This is a genomic window from Rhizobium aouanii, assembly GCF_037002925.1.
Taxonomy (GTDB): domain Bacteria; phylum Pseudomonadota; class Alphaproteobacteria; order Rhizobiales; family Rhizobiaceae; genus Rhizobium; species Rhizobium aouanii.
The window spans coordinates 159,291-182,538 of sequence record NZ_JBAMYD010000016.1 but is presented as its reverse complement, the minus strand read 5'-3'; the positions used below and the strand labels follow the sequence as shown (position 1 = coordinate 182,538).

22 protein-coding genes and 2 pseudogenes are annotated in these 23,248 nt (G+C 61.7%); 16 read left to right on the top strand and 8 right to left on the bottom strand.

Annotated features, from left to right (window positions below):
- Positions 1–62 precede the first annotated feature (62 nt).
- Together groL and V8P77_RS26150 are read left to right on the top strand one after the other, a co-directional pair.
- A complete protein-coding gene (gene groL / locus V8P77_RS26155) occupies positions 63–1,691 on the top strand; it encodes a chaperonin GroEL (protein ID WP_335914873.1) in 1,629 nt (542 codons plus the stop codon).
- Between the two features lie 53 nt (positions 1,692–1,744).
- Positions 1,745–1,982: pseudogene (locus V8P77_RS26150) on the top strand (hypothetical protein).
- A 56-nt stretch (positions 1,983–2,038) separates the two neighbouring features.
- On the opposite strand, the gene V8P77_RS26145 reads toward V8P77_RS26150, so the two are convergent.
- Genes V8P77_RS26145 through V8P77_RS26135 form a run of 3 tightly spaced genes read right to left on the bottom strand, consistent with a single transcriptional unit; the run spans position 2,039 to position 4,443 of the window.
- On the bottom strand, positions 2,039–2,317 hold the full coding sequence (locus tag V8P77_RS26145) for a DUF6522 family protein (RefSeq protein WP_335914872.1): 279 nt from the start codon (positions 2,315–2,317) through the stop codon (positions 2,039–2,041).
- A gap of 35 nt (positions 2,318–2,352) precedes the next feature.
- The gene (locus V8P77_RS26140; protein ID WP_335914871.1) at positions 2,353–3,483 is read right to left on the bottom strand and encodes an HPP family protein; all 1,131 of its coding nucleotides are present in this window, start codon (positions 3,481–3,483) and stop codon (positions 2,353–2,355) included.
- A 54-nt stretch (positions 3,484–3,537) separates the two neighbouring features.
- A complete protein-coding gene (locus V8P77_RS26135) occupies positions 3,538–4,443 on the bottom strand; it encodes a LysR substrate-binding domain-containing protein (RefSeq protein WP_335914870.1) in 906 nt (301 codons plus the stop codon).
- A 268-nt stretch (positions 4,444–4,711) separates the two neighbouring features.
- On the opposite strand from V8P77_RS26135, the gene V8P77_RS26130 reads away from it, so the two are divergent.
- Together V8P77_RS26130 and V8P77_RS26125 are read left to right on the top strand one after the other, a co-directional pair.
- Positions 4,712–5,023, top strand: coding sequence for a hypothetical protein (locus V8P77_RS26130; protein ID WP_335914869.1), 312 nt, complete (start codon positions 4,712–4,714; stop codon positions 5,021–5,023).
- A gap of 292 nt (positions 5,024–5,315) precedes the next feature.
- On the top strand, positions 5,316–5,540 hold the full coding sequence (locus V8P77_RS26125) for a hypothetical protein (RefSeq protein WP_335914914.1): 225 nt from the start codon (positions 5,316–5,318) through the stop codon (positions 5,538–5,540).
- A gap of 31 nt (positions 5,541–5,571) precedes the next feature.
- Here the strand turns inward: V8P77_RS26125 and V8P77_RS26120 are convergent, their stop codons facing one another.
- Positions 5,572–6,474: a GNAT family N-acetyltransferase gene (locus tag V8P77_RS26120; RefSeq protein ID WP_335914868.1), complete on the bottom strand. Its 903-nt coding sequence runs from the start codon at positions 6,472–6,474 to the stop codon at positions 5,572–5,574.
- Between the two features lie 278 nt (positions 6,475–6,752).
- Between V8P77_RS26120 and argE the strand changes: the two genes are divergently transcribed.
- The 9 genes from argE to V8P77_RS26075 all read left to right on the top strand — a co-directional run bounded on the left by argE (position 6,753) and on the right by V8P77_RS26075 (position 15,951).
- Complete coding sequence (argE, locus tag V8P77_RS26115) at positions 6,753–7,874, top strand: acetylornithine deacetylase (protein WP_335914866.1); 1,122 nt, start codon at positions 6,753–6,755, stop codon at positions 7,872–7,874.
- A 27-nt stretch (positions 7,875–7,901) separates the two neighbouring features.
- The gene (locus V8P77_RS26110; RefSeq protein WP_335914864.1) at positions 7,902–8,825 is read left to right on the top strand and encodes a 2-hydroxyacid dehydrogenase; all 924 of its coding nucleotides are present in this window, start codon (positions 7,902–7,904) and stop codon (positions 8,823–8,825) included.
- A 25-nt stretch (positions 8,826–8,850) separates the two neighbouring features.
- Positions 8,851–9,204 (top strand): cupin domain-containing protein, encoded by a 354-nt coding sequence (locus V8P77_RS26105; RefSeq protein ID WP_335914863.1) that lies wholly within the window; start codon positions 8,851–8,853, stop codon positions 9,202–9,204.
- A gap of 129 nt (positions 9,205–9,333) precedes the next feature.
- Entirely contained in the window at positions 9,334–10,797 is a 1,464-nt protein-coding gene (locus V8P77_RS26100; protein ID WP_335914861.1) for an aldehyde dehydrogenase family protein, read from the top strand.
- Between the two features lie 9 nt (positions 10,798–10,806).
- Positions 10,807–11,850, top strand: coding sequence for a tartrate dehydrogenase (locus V8P77_RS26095; RefSeq protein ID WP_335914860.1), 1,044 nt, complete (start codon positions 10,807–10,809; stop codon positions 11,848–11,850).
- Between the two features lie 15 nt (positions 11,851–11,865).
- A complete protein-coding gene (locus V8P77_RS26090; RefSeq protein ID WP_335914859.1) occupies positions 11,866–13,323 on the top strand; it encodes an NAD-dependent succinate-semialdehyde dehydrogenase in 1,458 nt (485 codons plus the stop codon).
- Positions 13,324–13,611: 288 nt separating this feature from the next.
- A complete protein-coding gene (locus V8P77_RS26085; RefSeq protein ID WP_168288605.1) occupies positions 13,612–14,031 on the top strand; it encodes a hypothetical protein in 420 nt (139 codons plus the stop codon).
- A gap of 16 nt (positions 14,032–14,047) precedes the next feature.
- A complete protein-coding gene (locus V8P77_RS26080) occupies positions 14,048–14,812 on the top strand; it encodes a DUF6065 family protein (RefSeq protein WP_335914858.1) in 765 nt (254 codons plus the stop codon).
- On the top strand, positions 14,809–15,951 hold the full coding sequence (locus tag V8P77_RS26075; protein ID WP_335914857.1) for an MFS transporter: 1,143 nt from the start codon (positions 14,809–14,811) through the stop codon (positions 15,949–15,951). Before V8P77_RS26080 ends, V8P77_RS26075 begins: the two co-directional genes overlap by 4 nt.
- A 128-nt stretch (positions 15,952–16,079) precedes the next feature.
- Here the strand turns inward: V8P77_RS26075 and V8P77_RS26070 are convergent, their stop codons facing one another.
- From V8P77_RS26070 to V8P77_RS26055, 4 genes are all read right to left on the bottom strand, one after another.
- Positions 16,080–17,354, bottom strand: a complete 1,275-nt coding sequence (locus V8P77_RS26070) for an NAD(P)/FAD-dependent oxidoreductase (RefSeq protein WP_335914856.1) — start codon at positions 17,352–17,354, stop codon at positions 16,080–16,082.
- Between the two features lie 13 nt (positions 17,355–17,367).
- Positions 17,368–18,036: a haloacid dehalogenase type II gene (locus V8P77_RS26065; RefSeq protein WP_335914854.1), complete on the bottom strand. Its 669-nt coding sequence runs from the start codon at positions 18,034–18,036 to the stop codon at positions 17,368–17,370.
- Between the two features lie 163 nt (positions 18,037–18,199).
- Positions 18,200–18,874 (bottom strand): 3-oxo-tetronate 4-phosphate decarboxylase, encoded by a 675-nt coding sequence (gene otnC, locus V8P77_RS26060; RefSeq protein WP_335914853.1) that lies wholly within the window; start codon positions 18,872–18,874, stop codon positions 18,200–18,202.
- A gap of 16 nt (positions 18,875–18,890) precedes the next feature.
- On the bottom strand, positions 18,891–19,889 hold the full coding sequence (locus V8P77_RS26055; protein ID WP_335914852.1) for a LacI family DNA-binding transcriptional regulator: 999 nt from the start codon (positions 19,887–19,889) through the stop codon (positions 18,891–18,893).
- Between the two features lie 238 nt (positions 19,890–20,127).
- Here V8P77_RS26055 and V8P77_RS26050 point away from each other — a divergent pair.
- The 3 genes and pseudogenes from V8P77_RS26050 to otnI all read left to right on the top strand — a co-directional run bounded on the left by V8P77_RS26050 (position 20,128) and on the right by otnI (position 23,247).
- Positions 20,128–21,443, top strand: a pseudogene (locus V8P77_RS26050) (MFS transporter).
- A 68-nt stretch (positions 21,444–21,511) separates the two neighbouring features.
- Positions 21,512–22,456, top strand: a complete 945-nt coding sequence (gene ltnD / locus V8P77_RS26045; protein ID WP_335914850.1) for an L-threonate dehydrogenase — start codon at positions 21,512–21,514, stop codon at positions 22,454–22,456.
- 14 nt (positions 22,457–22,470) lie between these two features.
- Positions 22,471–23,247 (top strand): 2-oxo-tetronate isomerase, encoded by a 777-nt coding sequence (gene otnI / locus V8P77_RS26040; protein WP_335914849.1) that lies wholly within the window; start codon positions 22,471–22,473, stop codon positions 23,245–23,247.
- Position 23,248 lies beyond the last annotated feature (1 nt).

The window sequence follows — 23,248 nt, the reverse complement described above, 5'->3', positions numbered from 1 at the left end:
GAACGGAAACCGCTTCGCACTGTTCCTGGAATTGCTCTGGCTGCCTATGAAGGAGTGAGGACATGGCTGCTAAAGAAATCAAATTCAGCACCGAAGCCCGCGAGAAGATGCTGCGTGGCGTCGACATCCTGGCCAACGCCGTGAAGGCGACCCTCGGCCCGAAAGGCCGCAACGTGGTGATCGAAAAGTCTTTCGGAGCACCGCGCATCACCAAGGACGGCGTTTCCGTCGCCAAGGAAATCGAACTCGAAGACAAGTTCGAAAACATGGGCGCCCAGATGGTCCGCGAAGTCGCTTCTAAGACCAGCGACATCGCCGGCGACGGCACCACGACGGCAACGGTGCTGGCCCAGGCAATCGTCAAGGAGGGCGCCAAGGCCGTTACTTCGGGCATGAACCCGATGGACCTGAAACGCGGCATCGATCTTGCGGTCGGTGCCATCGTCGCGGAACTGAAGGCCAACGCCCGCAAGATCTCCAACAATTCCGAGATCGCCCAGGTCGGCACGATCTCCGCCAATGGCGATGCCGAAATCGGCCGCTTTTTGGCGGAAGCCATGGAAAGGGTCGGCAATGATGGTGTCATCACCGTCGAAGAAGCCAAGACCGCCGAAACCGAACTCGAAGTCGTCGAAGGCATGCAGTTCGACCGCGGTTATCTCAGCCCCTATTTCGTGACCAATGCCGACAAGATGCGGGTCGAGTTCGAAGACCCCTATATTCTCATCCACGAGAAGAAGCTCTCCAACCTGCAGTCGATGCTGCCGGTTCTTGAAGCCGTCGTCCAATCCAGCAAGCCGCTGCTCATCATCGCTGAGGATGTCGAAGGCGAAGCCCTTGCGACGCTTGTCGTCAACAAGCTGCGCGGCGGCCTGAAGATTGCTGCCGTCAAGGCGCCTGGCTTCGGCGACCGCCGCAAGGCCATGCTCGAAGACATCGCCATCCTGACCGCTGGCACCGTCATTTCCGAAGATCTCGGCATCAAGCTCGAATCCGTCACGCTCGACATGCTCGGCCGTGCCAAGAAGGTGTCAATCGAGAAGGAAAATACCACGATCGTCGATGGGTCAGGCGCCAAGTCCGACATCGAAGGCCGTATTGCCCAGATCCGCGCCCAGATCGAGGAAACCACCTCCGACTACGACCGGGAGAAGCTGCAGGAACGCCTTGCCAAGCTCGCCGGCGGTGTTGCCGTGATCCGCGTCGGCGGCTCGACGGAAGTCGAAGTGAAGGAGAAGAAGGACCGCGTCGACGACGCACTTCATGCAACCCGCGCGGCGGTCGAGGAAGGCATCCTGCCAGGCGGCGGCGTGGCGCTGCTGCGCGCCGTCAAGGCGCTCGATAATCTCAATACGGCCAACCAGGACCAGCGCGTCGGTGTGGAGATCATTCGCCGCGCGGTCGAGGCGCCGGCTCGCCAGATCGCCGAAAATGCCGGAGCGGAAGGCTCGATCATCGTCGGCAAGCTGCGCGAGAAAAGCGAGTTCTCCTACGGCTGGAACGCTCAGACGGGCGAATATGGCGACCTCTATGCCCAGGGCGTTATCGACCCGGCCAAGGTGGTTCGCACCGCGCTGCAGGATGCGTCCTCCATCGCCGGTCTTCTCGTCACGACGGAGGCCATGATCGCCGAGAAACCCAAGAAGGACGCGCCGCCACCATTGCCCGCCGGCGCCGGCATGGACTTCTAAGACGGCTACCGGCCCGCCGGCTTCGCCGGCGGGCCTTTTCGGAGGGAATAGAGATGGTTCAAACGATCAAAACCCGAATCGCAGGTACCGCTGGACTCTCGCGATCTTGAAACTTGCCAGCGCGTCTTCGACAAGCTGAGCGCCGATTACGGGATAGCAAAGGACGGCGACGAAGCCGAACGAATGGCGAGCATCATCATCGAGCTTTACCGACAAGGCGTACGTGACCCCAATCATCTGCAGTCGATGGTCGAGGCGGCCCGCGGCCTATTCGAAACGAGCGAGCGGTAGGGAATGCCGAGCCTGCGCGTAATAAGTACCGCGCGGGACCACACATAAGGACGGGGTCAGCGCGGATGCCGTCCGGAGGATTTACCCCTAAGAACGGTCATCTGCTCCTGCTGCACTTCATTTTCATCGTTCAGAACGGCTTGCCAAAGCCTGTTGCCGAGCCGAAGCGACACCCGTTTCGTCCCCTCATGTTCAGCTGTCCCGATTTCCACGGAGCTGACGACGGAACCATGGCGCATGTGGCGGCGAAGATCGGCCAGCGACAGTCCGAACCGTTCCGCCAGTTCCGTTGATTCCAGGATGAAATCGCCATTTGCATCGCGCTCGATCAGCACCGATTTTTTCTCCAGCTACGTTCCACACCGACAGCTCAGGCCACCGCTGGGATCGTGTCGTCTTCCTTCGGCAGCAGCCGCGCTACTGCGCTCAGCAGATCCGTCTGCGATATCAGGCCAAGGATCCGGTAATCGTCATCGACAATGATGACGGCATGCGTCCGTCCGTCCGTCAGAACGGGCAATAGCGACAGAGCGGGGTCCAAAGGCCTCGCTACCGTCGGTCTCGAGATCGCATGCGCGATGGTCTCGGTGCTCATCGACAGTTCCCGCAAGCCGACGGTGCCGATGAGGCGACCCTCCGGATCCTTCACCGGCAGCGTACGGATATTGTGCTTCAAGAGAAGATGCCGTGCGGCATCCGGTTCCGAAGCCTCCCCAATGGCGATCACGTCGCGCGACATGACATCGGCACAGCTGATCTTGCCGGTTGAGCGGATAGCCGCTTGCAGCTCGACCTGCCGCAACAGCCGGCTAAGGTCTGCCCGGTCGATATCGAAGGTTTCGTCGAGCGATTCGAGAGCCGCATTGACATCCTCCTCGCGAAACCCCACCCGCACGGCAGATGGCAAGTCGATCGTCTGATGGGCGTTCTCCGCCGCTTTCGGAACGACGTGCGGATAATTCCGCTTGGACAGCTTGTGGAACAGCAGGCCAAGGCCGACGAGAATGCAGGAGTTCAAAGCGACGGGCACGAAGGGAAAGACGAACCCCCAGCCCGCAACGACAGGTCCGCCGAGCACGGCGGTCAGCGCCGCGGCCCCTCCTGGCGGATGAAGGCAGCGCGTGAAGGACATCGCGCCGATGGCAAGCGAAACGCCGACGCCGGTCGCGATGATCGGATCACCAATGAAATAGGCGGCAATAATCCCCATCAGGGCGGAAATCGTATTGCCGCCGATGATCGACCAAGGCTGCGCCAGCGGGCTTGCCGGCACCGCGAAAAGAAGCACCGCGGACGCTCCCATCGGTGCGACGATCAGTGGAAGATGCGGTCCCTGCCCGAACAGATAGCCGCTGATGACGCCGGTGAGACCAATGGCCAGCAAAGCGCCGAGACATGCAATCAACCGCTCCCGTAAGGTCGCTCCCGCCAATATGGGTGAGAACAAGCGGAAGCGGCGGAAGCGGCTCGGTCCCACCTTCGGGGAAACGGGATACTGCATGACAAGACCAATTAAGCGAGGATTATCTGGAGGGCGAAGGGGAAGACGTGTGAGCTAGTTTGTTGCCAGCCTGACATCTCTGCCCTTTGTCGCGCTGAGGACTTCGTGAAATGCGTTGAACGCGCTGGGGCGATCATTCTTGCGATAGACGAGCAGCGTCTCGACAGGCCCCAGTTGGTGGGTCTGGACAGATGTCGGCCAGTGCATGAGATCAAGGACGGATCGCGGCATGACACCCGCCGTGTTCCCGGTCGCAACGCTCGCCAGGATCGCGTGGTAGGAGCCGAGTTCGGTCGTCGGCAGGTCGCTCGATTTGCGCGCCCAGTTCTCGGCGATCCTGCGATAGGTGCAGCCGGGCTCCAGAGCGGCAAGCGACCCGACACGCAGGTCTGCGGCGGATTTGATGGAGGGATGCCCGGAGGGCAGCACGATCAACAGGTCCTCGACGAAGACCGGCTCCATCTCGAGCGCCTTGAGTTCGGCATCGAAGCTCGCATCTTCCTCGCGCATCGTCTTCGGCGGGCGGGCAATCAGCGCGCAATCCAGCGCGTCGGAGAGAACGTCGCGGGTCAGATCGCGGGAAGCCCCCATCGTCAGATGAAGCGACACATCGGGCCACATCTGATTGAATTGCGTCAGCGCTGCCGGCAGCCTGCTTGCCGCCGTGCTCTCCATGGTGCCGACCCGCAATGTCCCGGATGGGGCGAGAGGCCGCACGGCCTGGCGCGCTTCGAGCGCAAGCGCCATAAGCCGGTTGGCATAGGAAAGAAACGTCTCACCCTCGCGTGTCAGCGTCATCTTCTTGCCGTCACGGCTGAAGAGGGAAACGTCGAGGTCCTCCTCCAATTGCTGGATACGCGTCGTCACATTCGACGGAACCCGCCCGACGGCCTTGGCAGCCTTCGTCACGCTGCGGTCGCTGGCGACAGCGAGGAATATCTCGATCGATGAAAGGTCCAATGAAAAGATCTCATTTCCGGAATTAAAACGGTAGATTATTCTCTATACAAAAATCATTGCGCAGGCTCAAGCCGGTTTCGGCCTTGGGCGAAAAAACGCAAGCCCGCGGACTGGACAAGCAAGCGATTGCCGAAAAAAGGATCGCGACGCCGAGGAAATAGCCAAGCAGGCGGCGACATTGCCTCTGCAGGATGAGGATTTTAGGGTTTAAGGCTGGCATGCGGTTTGCATCTGTCGGACGATCTGCAGATTGATCGGCGACGACCTCATGTTGCATCTTGTCTTGACTTGTCTTCTTCTGAGCGTCGCTTCGGGCTTGAGCATGCGCCGTTTTCTTCTGCCATATTTTTCAAGCGGCGATCTCGCCGAGAAATCCGCCCCAGCGACGATCGTCGCAAGCGCCGTCTTTCTGGCGGCAATCGCTTTTACCGTCTCCGATCAGGATCTCTGGGCAAAATCCGTCATCCTGATGCTCGGCCTTTCGCTGGCGGCGATGTTCGACGATGCGAGACCCAGGCTGACGATTGCCCTCTCCGCCATCAGTTTGGCGGCCTATCTCGGGCTGCGTTCGATTAGCTAAGCCATCCAAACCGTCACGCAACAGATCGGTGGTGATTGAACACCGCAGCTCATAGCCCGGTGCCGAAGCCCAATCGAGGCGTTGCATCTACCGACGAAATTATTCGTCAACAGCGCCACATCTTACAACCTGAAACATCCCCCGACCGCGGACAAGAAAAACTTCGCGCAGCACGGGAAAATGATCTCGGTTGAAGAATATTCTCTCGCTGTTATTCTCCACGATAGAACATTTGTCGAGGCACGCCGGGATCGCAAACGCTCCGTGCCGCACGGATGTTCGAGTTGCGCCGATGATGAGGAGGCGAGTGGCGATCATGGACAGCGACCCGGCAAGAAAAATCTGGTCGGAGTGGTATGCGTGGCATCCTGTCTTGCCGATCGATGACTCCGTGTTCTGGCTCGAGACCGTGTACCGCAAGGAAAGCCCGGAGGGTTCCTGGCAATATCGTTCGTTCCGGCCCGAATTCGAGCGTCAGCAGGCTCTGAGCTGCATACCCATCTGTCCCGGCGCTTAAGACCTGACAACGATCGCCCGGTAGGCTTGCGTCAACCGAGCGCCTGGCTGACGAGCGCATAGGTCCTCGGCTCATGCGCCGGCTGATGCCCCGGAACCGGAAGCCAAGGGCCACCGAGCGACATGGTCGTCACGATATCGTAGACAGGAAGACCGCAGCGGGAGAGGAAATCGGAAAAGGCTCCGCCCTGCTCGCGTGTGTCGAGGCGCAGGAACGCTCCTGCGTGCTCGGCAGCATGCGGGCGGACGACGGCGATCGCGTCTGAGTCACTGCGCGCCACAACGGGACCGATGACATGGCCGCGCCCGAACCGCCGGCAAAGCGAGAATGCCTCGATCCGGCCGGCGCGGCTCAACACGATGCCCTTGGAATTTGCCAGGAGCCGGGCCAGGAGCAGTTTGCGATCCGTGCCGAAGGCCACGCAATCCAATTCGGCGATCGCTTCCAGATCGCCAGTCTCCACGGCCCGTATCACGGCGCCGGACGGCGGCTCCACATCCGGCGGCAATGTCGCTTCGCCATGGCATTGAAAGACGAGCGCCTCCCGAACAAAGTTCAGGGACCGATAAAGACGGCGCGCTGCGCGCGTCGCATTCAGCCCGAGGTTCCGCCCGGCGACCTGATTGAGCGCATGGCCCATGAGCCATTGCCCGGCGCCATTGGTTTGAAGACGCGGCGAGGTGATGACCATACCGACCGTGGCAAATTGCGCGTCATAGGGAAACCACATCGCGGAGCCCAGGATGCGGCCAATTTCATCGATCGCGACGATGCCCTGGCCGAACTCCCGCAGGAACTGCCAGTCTTCGCCACGATGCGGCCATGCGACGGTCATCGACAGCGCATGCAGCTTGTCGAGATCGACGCTGTCGATCCCGGCGATATGCGTCTCGAAACTATCGACGAGCCTGGATTCGGATGCCAGTTCACTCACTCCCACCCCCTGCCGCTTTTTCCGGCCAAGCCTACGCTTGGGAACTTCTCCGCCCAGACTAGAACAGATCGTTCGATACAATTCACTGGTGAGGCCGGCGCAAACACAACAATCGACCAAATCCGCTGCGCTTTCGGCAAATAAAGCCTGGACCGCCCTCTAAAGTCATTGACTAAGCCCGACCGTGCGCAGTCGCCGTTCACTGTGAGAATCTTGAATGTCGCCTCTCCTCAGCCGAGTTGTAAGCACCTCGAAGATCCCGCACTGTGAGGAATTCCATGCAGGCAATTGAAGTTCTCGAAAGGCTCGTTGGCTTCCCCTCCGTCGTCGGCACGCCGAACGGCGAGATCGTGGCGTGGATCCGGCACTATCTGCAAAGCCACGGCGCTGTCGTCACGGAGCTTCCCGGCCCGGAGGGCGACCGGTCGAACCTCTTCGCGACGATCGGCCCGAAGGAAACGCCGGGCTATATCCTCTCAGGCCATATGGACGTGGTCCCCGCCGCCGAAAGCGGCTGGACCAGCGACCCTTTCCGCTTGCGGGCCGAAGCGGACCGCCTTTACGGTCGCGGCGCCACGGATATGAAGGGCTTCCTTGCCGCGGTTCTCGCGGCCGTTCCGGCGCTGGCGGAAACACCGCTTCGCCGCCCCATCCACCTCGCCTTTTCCTACGACGAGGAAGCCGGCTGCCGCGGCGTGCCGCACATGATCGCTCGCCTGCCGGAGCTCTGCGCCACTCCGCTTGGCGCGATCATCGGCGAGCCGAGCGGCCTGCGGGCGATCCGCGCCCACAAGGGCAAGGCCGCCGCCCGGCTGACCGTCAAGGGGCGCTCCGGCCACTCCTCGCGCCCGGACCAAGGGCTGAACGCAATCCATGCCATCACCGACGTCCTGGCTTGCGCTCGCGCCGAAGCCGAACGGCTCACGCGCGGCCCGTATGAGCCTGTCTTCGAACCGCCCTACTCCTCGCTTCAGGTCGGCACGCTGAAGGGCGGCCAGGCGGTCAACATCATCCCCGACAGTTGCGAGGCCGAGTTCGAAGCACGGGCCATTTCCGGTGTCGATCCGATCACGTTGCTGGCCCCCCTGCGAGCATCGGCCGAGGGACTGTCGCGGCGAGGCTTCCAGATAGAGTGGCGCGAACTCAGTGCCTATCCGGCGCTTTCGGTTGCCGCCGATGCGCCGCTTGCGGCGCTGCTCGGCGAACTGACCGGCATCGAGCCGCTCGCTGCCGTCAGCTACGGCACCGAGGCCGGGCTTTTCCAGCGCGCCGGCATCGATGCGATCATCTGCGGACCCGGCGACATCGGCCGCGCCCACAAGCCGGACGAATTCATCCTCGCCGGCGAACTGCTCGCCTGCCAGGCGATGGTCGAGGCGCTTGGCCGCCGCTGCACCTGATGACTTCGGGATCAAGGAGCCGACGCCATGACCTTTCTCTTCAATTCCGATGCGAAGCGCGGCGCCATATTCGCCAAAGCCTTCGCGCGCGAACTGCCCGAAATTGCTTTCTCCATGGATCCCCAGTCGGTCGAACCGGACGCCGTTCGCTACCTGATCACCTGGATCGTGCCGGAGGATCTCGCGCGCTACCGCAATCTCGAAATCCTGTTTTCGATCGGCGCCGGCATCGACCAGTTCCATATCGATGCGGTGCCGGCATCGGTCAAGGTGGTACGCATGGTCGAGGACGGCATCGTCAGGATGATGCAGGAATATGTGACGCTGTCGGTCCTTGCGCTCCATCGCGACCTGCCGATCTATCTCGACCAGCAGCGGCGCCGGACCTGGCAGACGATCGCGCCAGTACAGGCCTCCGAACGCCGCATCGGCGTGCTCGGGCTCGGCATGCTTGGGAGCGCCGTGCTCGAACGTTTGCAGCCCTTCGGCTTTCCGCTTTCGGGCTGGAGCCGCAGCCAGCGCGAGATCGACGGCATCCGATGCCTGAGCGGCCGGGACGGTCTCGATACTCTGCTTGCAACCACCGACATTCTCGTCTGCCTGCTGCCGCTGACGGATGAGACGCGCGGCTTCCTGAATGCCGAGCTTTTCGCCGGATTACCGGCCGGCGCAGCACTCGTCCATGTCGGCCGCGGCGCTCAGCTCGACCATCAGGCGCTCGTCGACGCGCTCGACGCCGGGCATCTCTCCGGCGCCGTTGTCGACGTCACCGATCCGGAACCGCTGCCTGCGGACCACGCCTTCTGGAACCATCCGAAGATCCTGCTGACGCCGCACATTGCGAGCGTCACCCAGCCTGAAACCGCCGCGGCGGCGGTGATCGGCAACATCAAACGGCACCAGGCGGGCGTCGATCCGATCGGCCTGGTCGATCGCAACCGCGGCTACTGAGTTCTCAACCTAGGAAAGCAAAATCATGTCCCTCCTCAAGACGATCGACACCAACCCGTCCTTCGCGCCGCGCGAATCCGCCCCCCTGCCCGAACGGCTGATCTCGGGCAATCCGGCCTTCAAGACCTGGGCGCAGGACGTCGCCCGCGGCGAGACGGTTCATAGCGGCGTGTGGGAAGCGACACCCGGCGAGACGCGCTCGATCAAGGGGGAGACGTTCGAGTTCTGCCACATCCTTTCCGGCCTGATCGAACTCACGCCGGAAGGCAGCGAACCGGTTCTCTACAAGGCCGGCGACAGCTTCGTCATGAAGCCGGGCTTCGTCGGCGTCTGGAAGACGATCGAGACGGTGCGCAAGATCTACGTCACCGTGTCGTGATGCCGACGCCGTAGATTTGACTGCGGCGGCGGCGAAAACGCAATTTTTCGCCGCTGCGGCATCCCCGGTCGATGCATGCTGCTCGCCTTCCCCAGCTAAGCTCGTCTCAGCCCATCCCGAGGACATGCGATGACACTCAGCTTCGATCCGAACACGATATCCCTGCCCGTTGGACATTTCATCGGCGGCCGGTTGGTTCCGGCCGAAGCCGTCATCGACATGCATCGCCCATCCGACGGCAAGGCCTATGCCGGCTGCCCGCTGGCCGACGAGGCGCTTGTCGACCAGGCCGTCGAAGCCGCCAGGACCGCATTGAAGACGAGCAATTGGGGCGGCATGCGGCCGCGCGAGCGCACCGTGGCGCTGCAGCGCTGGGCGGACCTGATCGAAGCCGAGGCGGAGACCCTCGCCAAGCTCGAGGCGCTTTCCTCGACACGGCCCGTCGGTCATCTCGTCGCCGGCGACATCGCCGTCACCGCCGAACAGATCCGCTTCTTTGCCGAATTCGCCGACAAGGAGGGCGGCGACCTCGTCCCGACCGACGATGCGAACTTCGGTATGATCATGACGGAACCCTATGGCGTCGTCGGCGCCATCACGCCCTGGAATTTCCCCTTGTCCATGGCCGGCTGGAAGCTCGGCCCGGCGCTGGCGGCAGGCAATGCGGTGGTGCTGAAGCCATCGGAAATGACGCCGTTTTCGACGCTCTATCTCGCCGAACTTTCGGTGCGGGCCGGCCTGCCGGCAGGTCTCGTCAACATCGTGCTCGGCGACGGCCCGACCACAGGAAACGCGATCACCGGACATCCCGGCATCTCCAAGGTCAGTTTCACCGGCTCGACCGCGGCCGGCGCGGCAATCATGACCAACATCGCCCGCACCGGCGTCAAGCCGATGACGCTCGAACTCGGCGGCAAAAGCCCGCAACTGGTCTTCGCCGATGCCGATCTCGATCTTGCGACGGCAGCAATCGCCGGCAGCATTCTCTCCAACGCCGGTCAGGCCTGCGTTTGCGGATCCCGCCTTATCGTCGAGGCGAAGGTGGCAGACGCGCTCGCAGCCGCACTCGTCGAAAGGCTGGCGGCAATCCGCCCGGGCCCCACCTGGGATGAAGCAACCGATTATTCGCCCGTCATCTCCGAACGCCAGATCGCCCGCATGGACGGTATCGTCCGGGCCGCGATCGACGGTGGCGCCGAGTGCCTCACCGGTGGCCGCCGCCTCGACCGCGAAGGCTATTTCTACGCACCGACCCTGATTTCGGGGGTGACAGCAACATCGCCGGCGGTTCTCGAGGAGATCTTCGGACCGGTGCTGACCATTCAGACCTTCGAGGACGAGGAGGAAGCGCTGGGGCTCGCCGACCATCCGGCCTATGGGCTCGCCGCCGGCCTCTTCACCCGCGACCTCTCGCGTGCCATCCGCGTGACGCGCCGCCTTCAGGCCGGCACCGTCTGGGTCAACCGCTACGGCCGCTCGCGCGACCATATCCTGCCGACCGGCGGCTACAAGCAGTCCGGCATCGGCAAGGATCTCGGCCGCGAAGCCTATCTCGCCAACCGCAAGAGCAAGAGTGTGCTCATCAGCCTGTGAGGACCTGCGATGAAAACCTACAAGATCGCCCTTCTGCCCGGAGACGGCATCGGCCGTGATGTGACGGCAGCAGCCTGGGCCGTGCTCGAAAAGGCAGCTCGCCTGAACGGATTTTCTCTTGACGCAACCAGCTATCCCTGGTCCTGCGACTACTATCTGGAGAACGGCTGCATGATGCCCGCGGATGGCATCGAAACGCTCAGATCCTTCGATGCCATCCTGCTCGGCGCCGTCGGCTGGCCTCGCAAAGTGCCGGATTCCGTGTCGCTGCATGGGCTGCTGCTGCCGATCCGCAAGGCCTTCGTGCAATATGCCAATATCCGCCCGCACCGGCTGCTGCCGGGTGTGCAGGGGCCGTTGCGGTCTGATGGCTTCGACATCCTCTGCATCCGTGAAAACACCGAGGGCGAATATTCCGGCGCCGGTGGCCGCGTCCACCAGGGCACCGATAGCGAGGTGGCTGTGGAGACCTCGATTTTCACCCGCAAGGGGGTCGAGCGCATTCTGCGCTTCGGCTTTGAGCAAGCACGGGCGCGGCGCGGCAAGCTTGCCTCGGTGACGAAGTCCAACGCCCAGAAATATTCGATGGTCTTCTGGGACGAAGTCACCCAGAGGCTTTCTGCGGAATATCCAGATGTCGAGGTGACCAGCTACCATATCGACGCCATGGCCGCCCGCATGGTTATGGCGCCAGATAGTCTCGACGTCGTGGTCGCCTCCAACCTGTTCGGCGATATCCTCACCGACCTCGGCGCCGCCATACAGGGCGGGCTTGGCTTTGCCGCCTCCGCCAATATCAATCCTGACCGCTCAGCGCCGTCGATGTTCGAACCGGTCCACGGCTCCGCACCCGATATAGCCGATCTCGGCATCGCCAATCCGATCGCCGCCATCTGGTCGGGCGCGATGATGCTGGAGCATTTCGGAGAAACGGCTGCCGCTGCAAAGGTGATGGCATCAATCGAGGCGACGACCGCACGCGGCATCGGTGCAATTCCCGGCAAGGACAAGACCGACGCGATCACGGCATCGGTGCTTTCGGCACTTGGCTGATCAATGGAGAACAGAATGGACGGATTGAGGGATAGCAGCCTGCTTCGTCAGCAGGGACTGATCGACGGAGAATGGCGGGGGGCCGCGGCCGGGCACACGATCGAGGTGATCGATCCGGCGACCCAGCATGTGCTGGGCACGGTACCCGACATGGATGGAGCCGATACGAGGGCGGCAATCGTGGCGGCGGAAAAGGCCTTTGGTCCATGGCGCGCAAAGACCAATGCCGAGCGCGGCGCATTGCTGGAAGCCTGGCACGATCTGATGCTCGACAATATCGAGGATCTGGCGCTGATCCTCACCCGTGAGCAGGGCAAGCCGCTGACGGAAGCGCGCGGTGAAATCCGCTACGGCGCCTCGTTCATCAAATGGTTCTCCGAGGAGGCGCGCCGCATCGGCGGAACGACCATTCCCTCACCGACAGCGGATCGGCGGATCGTCGTTCTGAAGGAGCCGGTCGGCGTGTCGGCGATCATCACGCCGTGGAATTTTCCGAATGCGATGATCACCCGCAAGGTCGGGCCAGCGCTCGCCGCGGGCTGCACCGTCGTCGTCAAACCATCGGACCTGACCCCCTTTTCGGCGCTGGCGCTCGGCGTCTTGGCGGAGCGCGCCGGCATCCCCAAGGGTGTGATCAATATCGTCACTGGCATGCCGGCTGGTATCGGCGACGAACTGATGGCGAACCAAACCGTCCGCAAGATCTCTTTCACCGGCTCGACCCGCGTCGGCTCGCTGCTGATGCGCGGCGCGGCCGACAGCGTCAAGCGGCTCAGCCTCGAACTCGGGGGCAACGCGCCCTTCATCGTCTTCGACGATGCCGATCTCGATCTGGCCGTGGAAGGCGCGATCGCCTCGAAATTCCGCAATGGCGGCCAGACCTGCGTCTGCGCCAACCGGCTTCTCGTCCAGTCCGGCGTCTACGAGGCCTTTGCCGCCAAGCTTTCCGCACGCGTGTCGGCCATGAAGGTCGGGGCCGGTACGGATGCCGGCACGGATATCGGGCCGATGATCAACAGGGCGGCGATCGAGAAGATCAAGCGTCATGTCGACGATGCGGTGGCAAAGGGAGCGAGGATCCTCGCCACTGCAGGCTCCATGCCTCAAGGCGATCAATATGCGGTGCCGATGGTGCTTGGCGGTGCGACAACCGAGATGCAGCTTGCCAGCGAAGAGACCTTCGGACCCGTTGCTCCGCTTTTCCGTTTCGACAACGAGGAAGAGGCGATCCGCATCGCCAACGCCACCCCCTTCGGCCTTGCGGCCTATTTCTACACGGGGAGCCTGAAACGCTCCTGGCGTGTCGCCGAAGCGCTCGAATTCGGGATGGTCGGCCTGAACACAGGGGCAATCTCGACCGAGGTGGCTCCCTTCGGCGGCGTCAAACAATCCGGTCTTGGCCGCGAGGGCGCGCAGTGTGGCATCGAGGAATATCTCGAAATGAAGAGCTTCCACATCGGCGGGCTCGCCTGACTAAAGGAAAACAAAAGAGCGCCGGGGAATAATCCCGGCGCTGGATGATCGGAGCGACTGTCGATGCTTCTGCTGAGTACTCCGCAGCCTTTGGCGGATTCCTGCAAAATTACGGTGCCCAAACAACATTTCTTTGACGCTGCTTTGACGGCAGGATGCTACGGCCGGTTTGCGAAGTTACGCAGAGGGATTTCAACCGGTTATGCTTCAATTCGGTCATCGGTCATAGCATAGATTTACATTTCGCAATCCCGGTTTCCAAGCTGGGCACACCCACGGAAATCGCCGGTGGCGACCTGTCCGTGGTTGGGGACGCGCTGGTGGAAGCGCTTCGGCGAGAAGGACGCCAGCACAACCAAATATCAGCCTCCCGCGCTGCTAAGCCAGGTTGACATGCGCGGCTGTAATGCTAGCCTCGGTAGGCGACAGTCTCGTCGCTTTACTATAGGTGGTGATATGAAACATGATGATTCACTCGCCAAGCAGCGAGTTGCGTATAAAGCAGCTGACTTTGCCGACGCCGGCAACGTTCACATCGCCAACAAAAGCCCCATGTTTGCCATCGGCGATTTCATCGATGATGGCAAAGTGCATATTGCAAATAAAAGTCCTGCATTTGACATCGCCGATTTCGTTGATGACGGCAGAGTCCATATCGCGAACAAGAGCCCTGCTTTCGATATCGCCCTGATGGACGAAGCAGCGTAAGGGTTGCAATCAGATCATGCGCAGCTTGGTTCAGCCGGAGTCCGACGGTGACGTCGGCATAACATTTTTGCGCATGATCCCTTCGGCTGTGAAGCCGATCCCTGCGGATTCCTCCGCCTCTGGTACGCTTCCTGTTCGAGCCTACAGATATTGCGAGCCGATCAGGCTGGCATCGCAGCTGGGGTGGTACGTATTTCCGCCCATCGACTTCCGCGTGGTATGGGATGGAAGGGTCATTCTATTCAAATGCGCGGGGATCGACAGCTGGATACAGGCGGACACTCTCCAGTTTCCAAAATTCAAGGATCACTTCAATGCCTCCGCGCCTGCCGAGGTGCAAGGATATTCTCCGCCGTTCATATCCTCCGTGCCGGAGGGCGGTTCGTTCCAGTTGTGGAGCGGGCTCGTCCTGAAAACGCCCCCCGGGGTTTTCGCTTATGTTCGCTCCCCCATCAATCACACTCCCAACAATCACACATTCACGTACGAAGGCATCGTCGAGACTGACGCCTGGTTCGGCCCGCTCTTTACGAACATCAAAATCCTGAAGACCGACACCGAGATCATCTATCGGCGAAACCAGCCGATCCTGCAGGTTTTTCCGGTAAATTTCGATTTCCTGTCCCTTGGAACCGTCAGAGACTTCGGCTTCGTGGAATCCCTCGATGAGTTCGGGGAGGATGACTGGGCGGCGTACAAAAGCACGATTGTCGATCGCGTGGGGCCAAAGCGGGAAAAGGGCAGCTATGCCAGGCAATCACGAAAGTCCAAACGGACATGAGCGAGAGGCCGTCAGGCGGAAGGCTGCTCTTCCTGTCGGTGCTCTCGGCCGCATCTGCCTACACAGCCGATATCTCCATCTTCCCGATCATATTGGCAAGCTTGTCCAGGGGATACGAGATGAACGCCGCAGACAGCGTTCTTCTCGCCTATTCCTATAACATCGCCTTGGTCGCGGGCATCGTTCCTTCCTATTTTGCCCGGACTCCGCATATCCTTCTGAGCCTGTTTCGATTGGGGCTTGTCCTGTTTTTGGCCGGGGCGGTTCTGCTGTCCGCTTCGGGCGCCTTTTACGGTCTCTTGTCAGCGCGGATTCTGATGGGCCTGGGAGCGGGGATTTTCTCACCGCTTATCCCTTCCATCATTTCGGTCATGTACAAGGAAAAGGCAAAGTATCTTTCCTACTGGGCGACGACGACAGGAGCCGTCTGCGTGATCGCGCCCTTGGCGTTGATCATGGCCGCGCAGATGTTCGCACTTCGCAGTTCGGTTATTTTGATCGTTCTCTTATCGATTCTGGCTTTCTTTCTAGCTGGGAAATCCACGGCGGTGGTGTCGGAAAGCGCCTCCTCCACGGAGGTCACCGGATCGCCGTCGGTGTCATGGAAGGGCCTGCTGTCGGTTCTTGTGACGGTTTTCGTCATCTACGGCCAAGTGACCTGGCTCATCTACTCCGTTCCGCTTAGGGCTGCTCATGGCGGGGCCACCGATACCTACTTGGCGCTCCTCGGAGCGTCGCCGTGGGTTTCATTCACCATCGTCTGCTATATGATGAGCAGGGTCAGCAGTGTCTATTTTCCGCAGTGTCTGATGGTCTCGGCAATCCTGGCTGGCGCGGGTCTGATCATTTTCATGAACTCGCCAATAGATTCCGCAAGCGGCCTCTTCCTCGTCATGTTTGTCGCGGGCGCCGCGATGGCGATCGCCAACATTCCGTCAACGGCTCTCGCGTTCTCCTATGTCGATGCATCCAGATTAGGATTGATTTCGTGCCTGGACATCCTGGCGGCCCGGCTTGGCGGGGCTTTCTATCTCTATCAATTCGACTGGGCATCGCCCGGTGTCGAAATCGTCTGGTCAGGGATACCGCTGATGCTGTCGCTGGGTTTCATACTCATGCCGCAGCGTAAGCTTGAATAGCGTTGTCAGCGAGATCGCGTCAGCCTCGTCCGCGCCGCATATGAGGCGGGTCACGACTGATAACCGCTGCCGCGCAGGCGCTCGTCGCAATCCTAGAACAGTGGCGGCAATCAGACTGATCCGGTCCGTTACTGGAAGCGATCGAGGGTCTTGTAATAGAGCCCGACGAGCGGCAGGAACCACGGCTTTCCGAAATGGCCGGGAACGGCCGGCCATTCGAGCCCCTTGATCGGATTACGGTCGGCCTTGCCGAGGATGGCGTCGGCTATGATCATCCCGAGATGGGTGGAGAGCTGGGCGCCGTGGCCGGAATAACCCATGGCATACCAGACACCATCGACATAGCCGGCGCGCGGATAGCGGTCCTTCGTCATATCGACGAGCCCGCCCCAGCAATAGTTGATCTCGACGCCGGCAAGCTGCGGGAAGATCTCAGCCAGGCTGGCGCGCAGAATGTCGCCGCTCCTTGCGTCCGATCGCTGATCCGATGTGGCGGAAAACCGGGCGCGACCGCCGAAGATCAGCCGCTTGTCGGGCGACAGCCGGAAATAGTTGCCGATATTCATCGACGTGACGCAAGTGCGGTTGCCCGGCATCGTAGCGGCGATTTCGGCGTCGGTCAGCGGACGGGTCGCGATCAGAAAGCTGCCGACGGAAATGATCCGGCGGCGGAAATAATTAAAGAGCGACGGCGTATAGGCGCCTGTCGCGACCAGCACGTGGTCTGCAGTGACGCTGCCGCGTGCGGTCTCAAGGTTGTGGCGACCGTTTCCCTGCCGGTGCGCGGTCACCGCCGCCTTTTCGAAGATGACGGCACCGTGACGGGCGGCCGCTGTGGCAAGCCCGGCGACATACCGGCCCATATGCATCATCGCGCTCTTCTTCGAGAGCATGGCGCCATGGAAGGGTGACCCGACCTCGCTTTTCAGGTCACTCGCCGTCAGAAGTGCGGTGTCCGGGTCGACCTCTTTGTGAACAGCCTCGAAATTGCGGGCAATGGCATCGAAATGCTGCGGCTTGGAGGCAAGCTTCAGCTTACCGGCGCGGCGGAAATTGCAGTCGATCCCCTCTTCGGCGATAATCGCCTCGATCGTGTCGATGGAATCGTCGAACGCCTTGTAGAGGGCGACGGCCCGCCCCACGCCGAGTGCTGATTTGGCGGACAGGAAACTGTGGGCGAGCCCGTTGTTGAGATGTCCGCCATTGCGCCCGGACGCCCCCCAGCCGACCCGTTCGGCCTCCAGCACCACGACCTTGACGCCGACCTTCGCAAGCTGGCGCGCCGCGGCAAGCCCGGTGAAGCCGGCGCCGATGACCGCGACGTCGTAATGTCCTTCGACGGGGCCTTGGGCGCCGCCGGCAAAGGGCTGGGCCGTGTCGTGCCAGTAGGATTCGAACTGCATCCGCGTGTCTCCGTCAGAGCCCGACGACGCCAGGCAGGCCCGAGATGTCAGGAATTTCGACATAACCGTAATAAGGGTTGGCCGGCTCGTGGCCGCGATTGACCCAGACCTTGTTCTTGATGCCGAGATCGTGGGCCGACATCAGGTCGTAGCGGAAGGAGGACGAGCAATGCAGCACGTCTTCCGGCCCGCAGCCCAGCATATCGAGCATATATTCAAAGCCCTTGAAGCGTGGCTTATAGGACTGCGCCTGCTCGGCGGTATAGACCGCATGGAAGGGTGCACCCAGTTTTTCGACGTTCGACATGATCTGCGAATTCATGGCGTTGGAAAGGATGACCAAAGGGATTTCCTTGGCGACCTTGGCGAGACCGGCCGGGACATCCGAATGCGGCCCCCAGGTCGGAACCCGCTCATAGATCATCCGGGCGGCTTCGTTGCGAAATGTCACGCCGTTGCGCTTGCATGTCCGCTCGAGCGAATTGTGCACCACCTCGGCATAGGGCTTCCAGTCACCCAGGATCTCGTCGAGCCGATAGGCGGCGAAATTCTTGATGAACTCCGCCATGCGTGGCTCGTCGAGCTCTTCGCCGTAGAGGTCGCGTGCCGCTTCCGCCATCTGAAAGTTGGTCAGCGTGCCGTAGCAATCGAAGGTGATGTATTTCGGACGGAACGTCGTCATTTGCGTATCCTTGAGCGATCGGAGCTGTCACAATCATAGGCACCGCTTCACCCACAGCTCGCCTGAATTGCCGGCATCGGAAGCAGAATCTGTCGTATCGAAAGCAGAGTTTGGCAGAAGGTTGCGCGCTTGCCCGCGGTCAACGGCCGGCGGAGTGACGCCTTCAATCGCCGTCGTGATCGTGATCGTGATGCGAAGGAAGGTCGAGGCCGAAGGTGTTGACGAGATCGGCCACCTGCGCCGGACTGAGGAAACGGGGATTGAGGTTGCGCAACAGCAGATAAAGCTTCGCCGTTTCTTCCAGTTCCTCGGTCGCAAAAACCGCCGCCTCCAGGTTGTCACCGGCGACAACAGGTCCGTGATTGGCCAGCAGCACCGACGAATACTTGCCCGCCAGCCCGCGGATGGCGTCAGCCACCGCCGGATCGCCGGGACGATAATAGGGCACCAGCGCGGTTTCGCCGGCGCGCATCAGATAATATGGCGTCATCGGCGGCAGGGCCGCGCGCGGATCGATCTCCGGCAGCATGGTCAGTGCCACCGCGTGGGTGGAGTGAAGATGGACGATGGCGCGGGCGCTGCCGCGCGTATCGTAGAGGGCCGTGTGCAGCGGAATTTCCTTGGTCGGCTTGTCGCCGGACAGGAGCCGGCCTTCGGCATCGAGCCTGGAGATCCGTGCCGGGTCGAGAAAGCCGAGCGAGGCGTTGGTCGGCGTGACCAGCCAGCCGCCATCCTCCAGCCGCAGCGATATGTTGCCCGACGAACCGGGCGTCAGCCCGCGCTCGAACAGCGAGCGGCCGTATCGGCAGATTTCCTCACGCAGGCGCGCGTCGGACATGACAGTTCCTCCAATATTAGGCGGTTGCCCCTTCGATCAGTTCAAAGCCGAGATCGACGGCCTGCGGCGGCGCGTTAGTGACGACCAACTGCGCGGCGATCTGCCCGGTCGCCACGCGCGGCGTTCGGATGGTCGACAAGGGTTGCGGTGTTGCCCGGCCGATATCGAGGCCGTTATAGCCGAAAATGGCGAGCTTTGACGGGATCACGATCCCCTCGGCCAGACAATGAAAATAGCCGCCCAGCGCCATGTCGTCATTGGAGAAATAAACCGCATCGAGATCGGTCGTCCGGGCAAGCAGCCGCTCCAGCCCCAGTCTGCCATTTTCCACGGACGAAGCGCCGGCAAGAATTTCGCGGGCGACGAGCGGGGCGTCATGCGCAGCGAGCGTTTCGCAAAAGCTGGAAAACCGCTTGCCGGCACGGGTATCGCGGTTCAGGTCGTGACCGACATAGCCGATCCGGCGATAACCCCGCTTGAGCAGGAAGGCAGCGCTCTCCCGTCCGGCCGCGCGGTTCGAGAAGCCGACCGCGATATCGAGAGCATCGCCGTCGAGATCGAGCAGTTCGACGACCCGGCACCCGCTGGCGCGCAGCATCTTGACCGTGCCCTCGGTATGCTCGCATCCCGCCAGCATGACCGCCGCCGGCCGCCAGGCAAGCATCGCGGCGGCGAGCGCTTCCTCCTTGCCCGGATCATAATCGGTCACGGAGAAGACCGCCTGATACCGGTTCTCCTCCAGAACAGCACTGGCGCCGCGCAGCACATCGGGAAAAACGATGTTGGACAGCGAGGGAATGACGAAGGCAACGAGACGCGAACCGGTGGAGGCGAGCGTTCCCGCGATCCGGTTCGGCACATAGCCCAGCCGCTCGACGGCGGCCATCACCCGCTCGCGCGTCTTGCCGGAAAACGAACCGTGGTTGCGCAACACGCGCGACACCGTGCTCTCGCCGACACCGGCCGCTTCCGCGACCTCGGCAAGCGTTACCGTCGGTTGATGTTTGAATTCCATCGTTACGTTTGAACCCGACTGTTAAGGGTTGCCCGGCCTGCCCCGCCCGATGCCCCCGCGTTGTCACCATTTTTCACCGCTTCCGCCAAGAAGCAAGGTTTTTTTGGCAGCGCTACCAATTTGCTGTTGGCAGCGCTGCCAAAATGCATTAATGGGAATGGCAGCGCTGCCAAACAGTGGCATGGCGTGCCGCGGGAGGACCTCAAGGAGACCGCGGCAACAATCGGAGGAGAAAATCATGACGCTGCAGACGCAAGCGCCAGCTGTTGGCGTACATCCCGCCCAGACGCTCGAAGACCGTGCCTATGGCAAAGTATTCTGGCGCATCGTACCCTTTTTGATGCTGTGCTACGTGGTCGCCTATCTCGACCGCGTCAACGTCGGCTTCGCCAAGCTGCAGATGTCGAGCGAACTCGGCCTTTCGGAAGCCGCCTATGGCATCGGCGCGGGCATTTTCTTCATTGGCTATTTTCTGTTTGAAGTGCCGAGCAACATCATCATGAACAAGGTTGGCGCACGGGTGTGGATCGCCCGCATCATGCTCACCTGGGGCATCATTTCCGCCGCCTTCATGTTCACCTCATCGGAAACCGTCTTCTATGTGCTGCGTTTCCTGCTGGGCGTGGCCGAAGCCGGATTTTTCCCCGGCATCATTCTTTATCTGACCGCCTGGTATCCGGCCCATCGCCGCGCCAGGATCATCACCACCTTCATGTCGGCGATCCCGATATCCGCCATTTTCGGCAACCCGCTTTCGGGTCTCCTGATGGATAGTTTTCACGGCACGCACGGACTTTCCGGCTGGCAGTGGATGTTCCTGATCGAAGCCATTCCGGCTATTCTTTTCGGCGTCGCGACGTTCTTCTATCTTGATGATACGATCCAAGGCGCGAAATGGCTGAGCGATGAGGAAAAGCGCGTGCTGACGGCTCAATATCGAGGCGGAGAACCGGGTCAAGACGGCAAGCCCGCACAGCATCGGCGCAACGCTGACCGACCGCCGCGTCTGGTTGATGTGCCTGATCTATTTCTGCTTCGTGCTCGGGCAATATGGCCTGAATTTCTGGATGCCGACCATCGTCAAGGCCTCGGGCGTCAACGGAAACCTCAATATCGGCCTGATTTCGGCGATCCCCTATATCTGCATTCGTCGTAATGCTGGCGCTCGGACGTTCCGCCGACAGGCTGCGCGAACGCCGCTGGCACCTCGTCGTCCCGGCCTTCATCGCCGCCGGTGGCTTTGTCGCGGCGACGATGGCGACGAGCACGACGGTCTCGATTGTCTGCCTGTCGCTGGCTGCTGCGGGCGCCATCAGCTGCGCGCCGCTGTTCTGGTCGCTTCCGACAGCTTTTCTTGCCGGTACGGGCGCTGCGGCCGGCATTGCCTGGATCAATTCGGTCGGTAATCTCGCCGGCTTTCTCGGGCCGTTTCTGGTAGGCTATCTCAAAGACTTCACCGGCACCAACAGCGCCGGCATGTATCTGCTGGCGGCTGCGTTGATCATTGGTTCGTTGGCCGTGTTGACGGTTCCGGCAAAAAGCGTCAATCGCTAAACCACAGCCCCTCCGGGACGGCACCCGGAGGCGCGCAGACCTTTCTCATGATACTGGAGAAGCTCCTCATGTCACCCCTTGCTGAAAACCCAGGTCCCGACATTATCGCAGCCGTCATCGGTCTTGGTTCCATGGGGCTTGGAATGGCCCGGTCGATGAAGCGCGCCGGTCTCGACGTCGTTGGATATGACATCACGCCGGCCGCAGTGGACCGCTTCGTCGCCGATGGCGGACGGGGCGCGGCGACCCCTGCCGCTGCGGCAAAGGGTGCCGACATTGTCGTCTCCGTGGTCGTCAACGGCGCGCAGACCGAGGCCGTATTGTTCGGGCCTGAAGGCGTTGCGCATGCGATGAAGCCCGGCGCCGTCTTCGTCTCGTCGGCCACCATGGATCCCGCCGTCGCACGCGATCTGGCACAGCGGGTGGAAGCTCTCGGCCTGCATTACCTCGACGCGCCGATTTCAGGCGGCGCGGCCAAGGCGGCGCGTGGCGAACTGACGGTCATGGCATCCGGCTCCAGACAGGCCTTCGACACGGCGCGCCCGGGTCTCGACGCCATGGCTGCCAAGGTCTACGAGCTTGGCGACGAGGCCGGAAAAGGTGCTGCCTTCAAGATGATCAACCAGCTTCTCGCCGGCGTGCACATCGCAGCTGCCTGCGAGGCGATAACCTTTGCCGCCAAGCAGGGCCTCGACCTCAACAAGGTCTATGAGGTGATCACCGCTTCAGCCGGGAACTCGTGGATGTTCGAAAACCGTGTGCCGCATGTGCTGGCCGGAGATTATACTCCGCTCAGCAGCATCGAGATTTTCGTCAAGGACCTCGGTATCGTCCAAGACATGGCCCGCTCCGAGCGTTACCCGGTGCCGCTGACAGCAGCAGCCTTGCAGATGTATCTGGCCGCCTCCGGGGCAGGCATGGGCCGTGACGACGATTCCTCGCTGGCGCGGCTCTATGCCAGGCTTTCGGGCGCTGAATTGCCCAGCTCCACCAAAGAGCCGCAGAGCCTGTAAAAGGAACGCCAGACATGCCGGTTTTCGCCGCCAACCTGACGATGATGTTCAACGAATGGGCGTTCCTCGACCGCTTCGACGCCGCTGCCGATGCCGGCTTTGCCGCCGTCGAATACCTCTTTCCCTACGAGGCCACGCCGGAGGCAATCGCCGAACGGCTTGCCCGCAACAATCTGCAGCAGGCCTTGTTCAACCTGCCGCCGGGCGACTGGGCAGCAGGCGAGCGTGGCATCGCCGCTCTTCCCGGACGGTTCGATGCGCTGAAAGCGGATGTCGAGCAGGCACTGGACTATGCGGCGGCAACGGGCGTCAGACGGTTGCACCTGATGGCAGGCATAGCCGACCGTCACGACGAAGACGCCGCCTCTTCTTATCGGCGCTCCGTCACCTATGCCGCCGGGCGGCTTGCGGAAAAGGGCATCGATCTGCTGCTCGAGCCGATCAACGGGCGCAACATGCCAGGATATTTCCTCAACGACTTCGGCGCCGCCGAGCGGCTGATTGCCGCATGCGGTCTGCCGAACCTGAAGCTGCAGTTCGACATCTATCACCGTCAGATCATCCATGGCGACGTCACTATCGCGTTGCGGCGCCTGCTGCCGATCACCGGCCATATCCAGATCGCCAGCGTGCCGTCACGCAACGAGCCGGATGGGGAGGAATTGAACTATCCCTACCTGTTCGGCGAAGTCGATCGCCTTGGTTACGACGGTTTCGTCGGCTGCGAATACATCCCGCGCGGCCACACACTGGACGGTCTTGGCTGGTTCAAACCTTTTGCACGGAGCTAGA

What these genes read in the sequence shown, in the direction of transcription:
- otnC (WP_335914853.1), bottom strand. Translation starts at nt 18,874, where the DNA reads ATGTCCGACGCGCGCCTGCGTGAGGAAATCTGCCGATACGGCCGCTCG.
- V8P77_RS26075 (WP_335914857.1), top strand. Translation starts at nt 14,809, where the DNA reads ATGAGCGAGAGGCCGTCAGGCGGAAGGCTGCTCTTCCTGTCGGTGCTC.
- V8P77_RS26055 (WP_335914852.1), bottom strand. Translation starts at nt 19,889, where the DNA reads ATGGAATTCAAACATCAACCGACGGTAACGCTTGCCGAGGTCGCGGAA.
- otnI (WP_335914849.1), top strand. Translation starts at nt 22,471, where the DNA reads ATGCCGGTTTTCGCCGCCAACCTGACGATGATGTTCAACGAATGGGCG.
- ltnD (WP_335914850.1), top strand. Translation starts at nt 21,512, where the DNA reads ATGTCACCCCTTGCTGAAAACCCAGGTCCCGACATTATCGCAGCCGTC.
- V8P77_RS26100 (WP_335914861.1), top strand. Translation starts at nt 9,334, where the DNA reads ATGACACTCAGCTTCGATCCGAACACGATATCCCTGCCCGTTGGACAT.
- V8P77_RS26095 (WP_335914860.1), top strand. Translation starts at nt 10,807, where the DNA reads ATGAAAACCTACAAGATCGCCCTTCTGCCCGGAGACGGCATCGGCCGT.
- V8P77_RS26125 (WP_335914914.1), top strand. Translation starts at nt 5,316, where the DNA reads ATGATGAGGAGGCGAGTGGCGATCATGGACAGCGACCCGGCAAGAAAA.
- groL (WP_335914873.1), top strand. Translation starts at nt 63, where the DNA reads ATGGCTGCTAAAGAAATCAAATTCAGCACCGAAGCCCGCGAGAAGATG.
- argE (WP_335914866.1), top strand. Translation starts at nt 6,753, where the DNA reads ATGCAGGCAATTGAAGTTCTCGAAAGGCTCGTTGGCTTCCCCTCCGTC.
- V8P77_RS26065 (WP_335914854.1), bottom strand. Translation starts at nt 18,036, where the DNA reads ATGACGACGTTCCGTCCGAAATACATCACCTTCGATTGCTACGGCACG.
- V8P77_RS26070 (WP_335914856.1), bottom strand. Translation starts at nt 17,354, where the DNA reads ATGCAGTTCGAATCCTACTGGCACGACACGGCCCAGCCCTTTGCCGGC.
- V8P77_RS26090 (WP_335914859.1), top strand. Translation starts at nt 11,866, where the DNA reads ATGGACGGATTGAGGGATAGCAGCCTGCTTCGTCAGCAGGGACTGATC.
- V8P77_RS26105 (WP_335914863.1), top strand. Translation starts at nt 8,851, where the DNA reads ATGTCCCTCCTCAAGACGATCGACACCAACCCGTCCTTCGCGCCGCGC.
- V8P77_RS26080 (WP_335914858.1), top strand. Translation starts at nt 14,048, where the DNA reads ATGCGCAGCTTGGTTCAGCCGGAGTCCGACGGTGACGTCGGCATAACA.
- V8P77_RS26110 (WP_335914864.1), top strand. Translation starts at nt 7,902, where the DNA reads ATGACCTTTCTCTTCAATTCCGATGCGAAGCGCGGCGCCATATTCGCC.
- V8P77_RS26130 (WP_335914869.1), top strand. Translation starts at nt 4,712, where the DNA reads ATGTTGCATCTTGTCTTGACTTGTCTTCTTCTGAGCGTCGCTTCGGGC.
- V8P77_RS26140 (WP_335914871.1), bottom strand. Translation starts at nt 3,483, where the DNA reads ATGCAGTATCCCGTTTCCCCGAAGGTGGGACCGAGCCGCTTCCGCCGC.